Raw genomic sequence first — 10,128 nt, forward strand, 5'->3', positions numbered from 1 at the left:
CTTTACACCTAATGGGGATGGGTACCACGATACGTGGAACATCTATGGCTTAGCTGGACAACCAGATGCTATTATTTATATCTTTGACCGTTATGGCAAGCTATTAAAACAACTAAGTCCTTCTGGAAGTGGATGGAATGGGACTTATAATGGCAACCCTATGCCTAATAGTACGTATTGGTTTACGGTACAGTACAGAGAACCGAGTACTAATGAAGTGAAAACGTTTAAGGCGCATTTTGCGTTGAAACGATAAGGAATTTGTATTTTTAAAACCTTGGTAATCAAATGGACTGAATGAAAAGCGTTAAATATATAGTATTATTCATTATTGTTTTTTTTCAAACAACAATAATAGTAGCTCAAGATATTACGCTTTTCAGTCAGTTTAATGGTCGTTATGATTATCTAGCTATAGGTAATACTTTAAATCAAGCAGAAAATAATCTAAATGGTTTTTTTTGCGAAACTTTACCATCATCTGAGGCTTTATTAAATGTAGACTCTTCATCAAATGTTATAGCTGCGTATTTATATTGGGCAGGTTCAGGTTCTGGAGATATGGAGGTAACTTTAAATAGTACAGATGTAGTAGCAGATGAAACTTATACTGTTGATTATGATGATCCTTTTCAAGGAGTACTTACTTATTTCTCATGTTATGCAGATGTGACCGATCAAATTTTAGCAGAGGGTAATACTATGTACGAATTATCTAATCTTGATATTTCAGAAACTTTGGCAACTATTCCTGGTTATTGTACTACTAGAACAAATTTTGCAGGTTGGAGCCTGTATGTTATTTTCGAAAACAACAGTCTTCCACTAAATCAGGTAAATCTATTTCAAGGATTAGAAATTATAAACAGAAATGTTCAGGAAAAGACCATCTTACTCAATAATGTTAATGTCTTAGATAATGATAATGCTAAAATTGGTTTTTTGGCATGGGAAGGAGATAACGCTTTAAATTATGGTGAGAGTATTTCTATTAACGGTAATCTTATTTCAAACCCTCCTCTAAACGAAGTTGATAATGCTTTTAATGGTACTAATAGTTTTACAAATGCTACAAATTTTTATAATTGTGATTTAGATGTTTATGGAATTGAAAATAATATAGCAATTGGGGATACAGAAGTAGAAATAAAGTTAACCACAGGGGCTATAGACCCTCAAACAGGTAATCTTAGAGCAGATTTAATTATAATCAATAATATTATAACTGTACTTAATAGTCAATTGCCAGATGCTACAATAGTATTAGATGATTATTTTGTGAATTGTGGAAATCGTACTTTAGATCTATACTATACTGTAAATAACCTAAATAGTACAGCAAGTTTACCTTCTGGAACTATTATTTCATTTTATGCAGAAACTATACTTATTGGACAATCACAAACATTTAGCAATATTGTTATCGGAGGTTCAGAAAGCGGAGAAATTACTTTACAAATACCTAATAATATTCCTGATGACTTCTTATTATCTGTAATTGTGGATGATGATGGAAATGGAAACGGAAATGTAATAGAGATTATTGAAATAAATAATGAAGTTATAGAAGATATATCACTTATCCCTCTTCCTGAAACTCAAATTATACAAGCAATGGAAGCTTGTGATATTGGATTTAATACAGCCATTTTTGATTTAACTATTAATTTAGCAGAAATAGAGGCCAGTAATTATTCTGAATTTTCATTTTATGAAACAATAGAAGATTTACAAAATGATATTAACGAGATTTTAATTCCTGAAAATTATCAGCCATCTTCAACGCCTACAACTATTTTTATAAGAACAGAAACAGCTATTTGCTTTGATATTTTCCAATTTGAGCTATTGACAGAAAACTGTCCTCCATATATCCCAGATGGGTTTTCTCCAAATAATGATGGTTTTAATGATTTTTTTAATATTCAGGGATTGTACGATATTTTTGAAAATCATGAATTATTAATATATAACCGTTACGGAACTTTAATATTTCAAGGTAATAATGACCTTAAATGGTATGGTAAATCTAATAGAGGAATAAATAGTGGTGGAGACTTACCTTCTGGAACTTACTTTTATGTATTACACCTCAACGATTCCAATTTTAAAGCCTTAACAGGTTGGGTTTACCTGAATAGGTAATTCTCTTACTTATCTAAACCAAGAACACATTCCTAATATTTTATGAAAATAAAACTTTTTCAAGAATTCTCTCGTATATAATTATGAGGTTTATTTTATAGACCTTCAAAAGAACTTTAAAATTAGCATTTAATCGGATGTTTTAATTTGAAAAATGCGTTTTATCTATTTTTTTTGCATTTCATCCGAAAAATGATTAATTTCGTAGTACACAAAAAATACCCCAAACTTCCCTACAAAATGTTTAAACATTTGAAAAAAAGAAACACAAATATGAAGTTTAATTACATGTTATGTTTCATCGCTTATATGTTATTTCAACAAGTAAATGCCCAGCAAATATCTATAGATGATTCTTTAACACCGCAACAGCTTATAGAAAATAACTTAGTGCAAGGATGTGTCCAAGTATCTAACATTACATCATCATTTAATGGTAGTGTAAATGGTTTTTCTAGTTATGGGTATTTTGAGAGAGCTAATTCTAATTTTCCTTTCGAAAATGGAATTGTATTATCATCTGGAAATGTAAGCTCTGCTGGAAATGTTGAAAATGTAAATCCTTTAAATGAAGGGGATAATAGTTGGGGGACAGATCCAGATTTAGAAACCGCTCTAGGTATTTCCAACACTTTAAATGCTACTTCTATAGAATTCAACTTTATTTCAGCATCTAGTACAATTCAGTTTAATTATATTTTAGCTTCCGAAGAGTATTTTAATAATTACCCGTGTAATTATTCAGATGGTTTTGCTTTTTTAATTAGAGAAGCAGGAACAGCAGCTCCTTTTCAAAATATAGCAGTAATTCCTAGCACCACAATTCCTGTAAATACAAATACAATACATGATGAAATAGTTGGGTTTTGTGATGCTGAAAATGCTCAATTTTTTCAAGGATACAATATTGGAGATACAAATTTTAATGGAAGAACAACTGTTATGTCTGCCTCGGCTAGTATAACCCCAAATGTTCAATATCAAATAAAATTAATTATAGCAGATCAAACAGATAGAAATTTTGACTCCGCTGTCTTTATAGAAGGGAATAGCTTTACAGATAGTGTAAATTTAGGAGAAGATATTTCTAGTTGTAATACATCTACAACATTAGATGCTGAGACAAATAATCCAGATGCTCAGTATGTATGGTTTCAAGATGGAAATCAATTATCAGAAACATCAAGTAGTTTATTTGTTGATTCTTCTGGAGTATATTCTGTAGAAATAACCGTTCCATTAGGATCTACAACATGTACATTTTCTGATGAGATAAATGTAGCGCTTAACACTATAGAAACAGGTCCACCTGTTAGTGATTATACGCAATGTGATGATGCTAGTAATGATGGAGCAGAATTGTTTGATCTCACCATTAAAACTTCAGAAATAGAGGCTGCGTTGCCTCCTTCTAATTATACAATAAGTTATCATATATCTAATACCAATGCTGTAAGTAATAGCAATCCTTTAACTACAGTTACAAATATCGTTAGTCCTCAAACAATATATGTTAGAGCAGAAGATACAAATACAGGTTGTATATATATAACTACATTTTTATTAGTTGTAAATCCTTTTCCTATTATTACAAACCCAGATCCTATAGAAATATGTTCGAATGGAAGTAACGAAATTATTTTAACAGACTATAATGCTATTGTTACAAATAGCAATAGTAATTTACAAGTCACCTATCACTATTCGCAAACAGATGCAAATACAGGAACAAACCCAATAGCATCGCCATATACACCAACAAATCCTAATGAGGAATTATTTATAGCAGTTATTGATATAACAACAAATTGTTCTGCATATACAAGCATAATGATTAATACAACAGATGCTCCTAATGTTAATAATGAAACGCAACAAATTAATGCTTGCGAACAAGATGACGATGGTATAGAAACCTTTGATTTAACAACAGTAATTAATGATGTATTACAAGGTGCCACAGGTGTAACAGTAACATTTCATACCTCTCAAGAAGATGCAAATACAGGAGTAAATCCAATAGTAGACCCTACAAATTATCAAAATACAACTCCAGATTTAGAAATAATTTATATTAGAGTTGAAAATGATAATAACTCTTGCTTTTCGATTGTATTATTAGAATTACATACTAACATTCTTGAAACAGGAACAAATATTCGTAATTTTGGCACTTGCGATGTAGCTCCAGATGATGGAAGTGGAACTTTTGATCTTAGTGCTATAACAACAGTTATTTCTAATAATCTAGAAGATGTAACGATAACCTATTATGAAACAGAATTAGATCTACAAAACAATACCAACCCTTTAGATACTTCTACCCCATATACTGTAAATAGTTCTCAAATTTTATATTTATTAATAGAGAATCCTGACTGTAGTAATACGGCAGAAATAGAGTTAACAGTATATCCATCTGTAACAATAACAAACACCGATACTGTAACATATTGCGATACTGATGACGACATGTTAACTTCTATTGAATTATCTGAATTTAATGAAATAGTAAGTGCTGGAATCCCTAACCCTACGGTAACATATTATGAAACCATGGCCGATGCAGAAAATCAAACCAACAGTCTTCCTCCTTTCTATGATAATACATCAAGCCCAACAACTATATATGTTAGAGTTCGTACAACATCTGGATGTTTTGATATTAAGCCGTTAACAATTGAAGTATTACCAGCACCAACAGTATCAATTCCTACAGATTATGTTGTTTGTGATGATGATCAAGATGCTTTTTCTATTATAGATTTAACAACAAAAATAGATGAAATAGTAAATAACACTAATGGATTAAATATTTCATTTTTTCCAACAGAAGAAGATGTTAATAACTCTTCCAATGAAATAGTTAATAGTACAAATTACAATACGCAAACTACCACAGTTATAACTAAAGTTGAATATCAATCTACTGGATGCTATGCTTTAGTACCAATAAATATAATAGTAAATACATTACCCGAATTTATTCCTATCACTAACTTTAGAAATTGTGAAACAGATGGCAATCAAATAGCCGATTTTATTTTATCAGAAAAGGATGAGGAAATACTAAACGGACAAACTGGTAAAGAGGTACTGTATTTTGAAACTGAACAAGACGCAATTAATAGAACTAACATTATAGATAAAAACAATGTTTACAATAATACCTCTCAAACACAAACTATTTATGTTAGAGTTGAAAACGTTACAGATAATAATTGTTATGGAATAGCTTCTTTTATAATAGAAGTAGGTTCAGAACCAATTTATAATGCGCCTTTAGATGTTTTTGTCTGTGATGATATTTCTAATGATGGTTTTGAGATCTTTGATTTAAGTGAACAAATTGATGCAATCATGGAAAATAGTCCAGAAGCATTAAGTGTAACAGTTCATTTAACATTAGAGGACGCTCAAAATCAAGAAAACCCATTACCAAATACATTTGCAAATATCGTAAACCCACAAGAATTATTTGTGAGTGTAGATAATGGAACTTATTGTCAAGGAATAGCTTCTTTTGAATATAATGTAGTACAAATACCAGAAGTAAGTTCAGCTTCTGCTTTAAGAGCATGCGATACAGATACAGATGGTAGTATTGTTTTTGATTTAACAGTTGCCGAGTTTGAAGTTTTAGCAATAAGACAAGACGATACAGTTATAACGTATTATGAAAATGAAGAAGACTTAAATGCCGGTGTAAACCCAATAACAACTCCTACTAACTACAATAATGTAAGTAATCCTCAAATAGTATATATATCGGTAACTAATACAATTTCTAATTGTTCGGCGAATGTTCCTATTGAGTTAATTGTAGATTTACCACCAACAATAGCAGATATACCTGTGTTTCAAGCCTGTACTAATGAAGATAATTTTTATAATTTAAATGACACAATTGAACCATTAATTGGAACTCAAGAAAATGTAGCTGTTTCATTTTATAGTTCATTAACAGATGCAGAATCTATGCAAAATGAATTAAGTACAAATTACACATATATTACTAATAGCGATACTATCTTTATTAGAGCAGAGTTTACAGATACTAATTGTGTTAATTATGGTTCGTTTACAATAGAAGTTATTCCATTACCAATGGCTAATCCTGTGCCAAATTTGCAAGCATGTGATGATGATTTCGATAACATGTTATCTTTTAATTTATCTCAACAAACACCAATAGTTTTAGGAACTCAAAACCCTAATGATTTTACTGTATCTTATTTTATTTCTGAAAATGATGCAATATCTAATGAAAATGAAATTTTAAATCTAGATTATACAGTTGAAGCGATACAAACATTTTATATAAGAGTAGAAAATAATGAAACCAATTGTTTTAATATTACAAGTTTTAATGCCACAGTAAATAGGAAGCCTTTTGTAGATATAACAGATCAAGTAATATGTTTAGACAATTTACCACTTATTATATCGGCAGATACTAACGTCTCTTCAGATACATACTTATGGTCTACTAATGAGTCAAGTTCAGTAATAGAAATAAATGCAATAGGACAATATTCGGTTACTGTTACAAGCAATTTGGGGTGCTCAACAACATCTACATTTAATGTAATCCAATCGGAAGCTGCAACTATAGAATTTACAGAGACCGTAGATTTCGCAGACCCTAATAATATCACAGTAGTTGTTAGTGGTTCTGGAGATTACTTATACCAGTTAGATGATGGAATACCTCAAGAATCAAACTTTTTTGCAAATGTACCTATTGGACCGCATGTTATTACTGTTATAGATGTAAATGGTTGTAACTCTACATCTAAAGATGTTGTTATCATAGATGCGCCACAATTTGTAACTCCAAATGGAGATGGTTTTTTCGATACTTGGCATATAACAGGAGTAAGTCAATTACCAGGAACTTTAGTTTATATTTTTGATAGATACGGTAAATTACTTACTACACTAAAACATAATTCTTATGGATGGGATGGGACTTACAATGGCCATATGATGCCAGCAAATGATTATTGGTTTTTAGCTAAAGTTGTAAAAGGAAACATAAAATTTGATGTTAAAGGCCATTTTACTTTAAGACGTTAATCTTTTTTAAATTATTTTTCGCAATATTATTAAATAGTAAAAAAGGCAGTTAGGAGTTTTTATCTTTTAATTGTTATATACAATATGGTTAAAATCCATTTTAATTAGATTTGCACATAATTCATATTATTCAACATGACTTTTAAAAAAAACATAACACTAGTTGTATTTCTAGTTTTCTTTATAAAAATTAATGCTCAATTATCTACTACTTTTATTGGAGATGCAAGCGACTTAGGAAATAATTGTTATCAAATTACACCAAATATTAATACCCAAGTAGGTGCAGTCTGGTTAGATAATGCTATCGATTTAACAAATGATTTTGTGATAAAAGTTAATGCTAATTTTGGATCAAATGATGCCAATGGCGCAGATGGTATGGCATTAATATTAAAGGACACAGCTACACCTGTAGTTGGCAATCCAGGAGGAGGCGTTGGCTATGAAGGTATTACTCCTTCATTAGCTGTTGAATTTGATACATGGCAAAATACTGATGAAAATGATCCTATAGCCGATCATATAGCAATATTATCTAATGGAGTGGTTAACCATTCAGCTGCAGAAAATTTAGCAGGCCCAATTCAAGCATCAAACACCTCTACTAATATAGAAGACGGTAATAATCATGAAGTAAAAATAACATGGGAAAGCACAACAAACACATTAACCATTTTTTTCGATTGTAATCAACGTCTCTCCTATACAGGAGATATTTCTAATGATTTATTTAGTGGAAACTCAAATGTTTTTTTAGGCTTTACAGGATCTACGGGAGGTGCTACAAATGTACACCAAGTTTGTATAGAGTATCTTACAACCGATAATTTTCTATCAATACCCGATCAAAGTGTTTGTAGTGGAGAATCATTAAATACAGTAGATGCTACTTTAGCAGGAACCTATACCTATGCATGGACACCTACTATAGGAGTAAGTGATCCAGCCATTGCAAACCCAGTTTTTACTCCAAATGCAACAACAACATATAGTGTTGAAATAACTGATAGTTGTGGAGATTTAATAGCAAGTGAATCGTTTACATTATCTATAGAAAACCCAGCCATTAATAATGCTTCAAATATAGGGTTATGTGATGATGCAAGTAACGATGGCTCTGAAACATTCGATTTAACAACTCAAGATGCCGATATATTAGGTTCTCTTTCTGCAACAGATTATAATATTACCTATTATTTAAGTTTTGCAGATGCAGATAATGGCACAAATCCATTACCAGACCTATATACTAATGTAGCCAACCCAGAACCAATTTTTGTAAGGATAGAGAGTGCAACCATTCCAACCTGTTATACTGTGTCTAACAATGCTCTATTTGAACTTATAGTAAACCCAGTAGATGATGCTTCATTTTCTATAATACCAAATTGTACTGGAGGAACAGTTAATAATATAGTAACTCCAGGAGGTGTTTTTGCATTTAACCCATTACCTTCAGATGGAGCTACTATAGATGCAATAACAGGTAATGTTACCGGAGCTACATCAGGTGCATCATATACTATTCAATATACTACAAGTGGAACCTGTCCAAGTTCTAGTACACAAACTCTAAATGTATTACCTCTAGACGACGCTTCTTTTACAATGACACCAAACTGTAATGGAGCTACTGCTAATATAGATGGACTTGCTGGTGGGACATTTACTTTTAATCCAATGCCTACAGATGGAGCAATGATAGATGCAGGAACTGGAGAAATAACAATGGGAGTCTCAGGAACAACTTATAACGTAGAATATACTACAAATGGAACATGTACAGCTACAAATATAGAGAATGTTACAGTACACCCGTTGCCTATAATAAATACTCCTACACCTTTAAGTGTTTGCGACGATGGTACACCAGATGGAATTACAAGTATAGATCTTTCTATTAAAAATGGAGAAATTTCTGGAGGAAATACTAACTATATTGTAAGTTATTATTTAACATTGATAGATGCCCAAAATGGTGTTAATCCATTGCCGATTCCGTACACTAATATAGTGCCGAATATGCAACAAATCTTTGTACGTGTTGAAGATAGCATAACAAACTGTTTCGATACAACAACGCTAACCTTACAAGTCGAGCAAGCCCCAGTAGCCTGTACCCCAACATCATTAGAATACTGTGACCCAGACAGCGATGGCTTTGGAGAATTCGATTTAACCCAAGCAGACAATGAAATCGCTTGTGGAGCTATAGGATTAAATATCACCTACCATGAAACCATGGCCGATGCAGAAAACAACATTAATGCCATCACCGGCATTTACAATAACATTGTGGTTAACATGCAAACCATTTATGTACGAATAGAAAGCTCAACCATCGCAACAGACTGTGCAAGCTTTGTAGAACTACAACTTATCGTCAACCCCACCCCACAAATAACAGACCCCACCCCATTAGAAGTCTGTGACGATGATGTCGATGGCTTTGCCAGTTTCGATTTAACCGAAAAAGAGCCAGAAATACTAAACCAATTAGACACAGACCCATCTAACGATTTAGACCCTACACAATACATCGTAACCTACTATATCACAGAAGCCAATGCCAATGCCGGGACCAACCCTATAGCAACGCCAAATGCCTTTGTCAACACTATAGCCAATACCCAAACCATATGGATACGAGTAGAAGACAATACCAATAGCTGTGCAACAGTACGCCCACTAGAACTTATCGTCAACCCATTACCCGTACTCGTACAACCAAGTCCACTGGAACTCTGTGATGTTAATAACCCAGGCGATGAAGTCGAAGAATTTAATCTAGAAGAGGCCAACGCACAAATACTAAATGGACAAACAGGCATCACCCTAAGCTATTACCTAACCCAAGCCGATGCCGATGCCGCAGTTAACCCATTACCAACACTATACACC

At 32.3% G+C, this 10,128-nt stretch carries 4 protein-coding genes; all 4 read left to right on the plus strand.

Annotation, left to right across the window (positions count from 1 at the left end; all coding sequences use genetic code 11):
- The coding region (locus tag ACVC2P_RS03640) for a T9SS type B sorting domain-containing protein (RefSeq protein ID WP_452597130.1) at window positions 1-256 on the plus strand (256 nt) is incomplete at its 5' end.
- A 41-nt stretch (window positions 257-297) separates the two neighbouring features.
- The gene (locus ACVC2P_RS03645) at window positions 298-2,145 is read left to right on the plus strand and encodes a gliding motility-associated C-terminal domain-containing protein (RefSeq protein WP_452597131.1); all 1,848 of its coding nucleotides are present in this window, start codon (window positions 298-300) and stop codon (window positions 2,143-2,145) included.
- Between the two features lie 273 nt (window positions 2,146-2,418).
- On the plus strand, window positions 2,419-7,224 hold the full coding sequence (locus ACVC2P_RS03650) for a choice-of-anchor L domain-containing protein (protein WP_452597132.1): 4,806 nt from the start codon (window positions 2,419-2,421) through the stop codon (window positions 7,222-7,224).
- A gap of 135 nt (window positions 7,225-7,359) precedes the next feature.
- A partial coding sequence (locus ACVC2P_RS03655) for an L-type lectin-domain containing protein (RefSeq protein WP_452597133.1) occupies window positions 7,360-10,128 on the plus strand: 2,769 nt, incomplete at its 3' end.

Source organism: Pontimicrobium sp. MEBiC01747 (genome assembly GCF_053601635.1).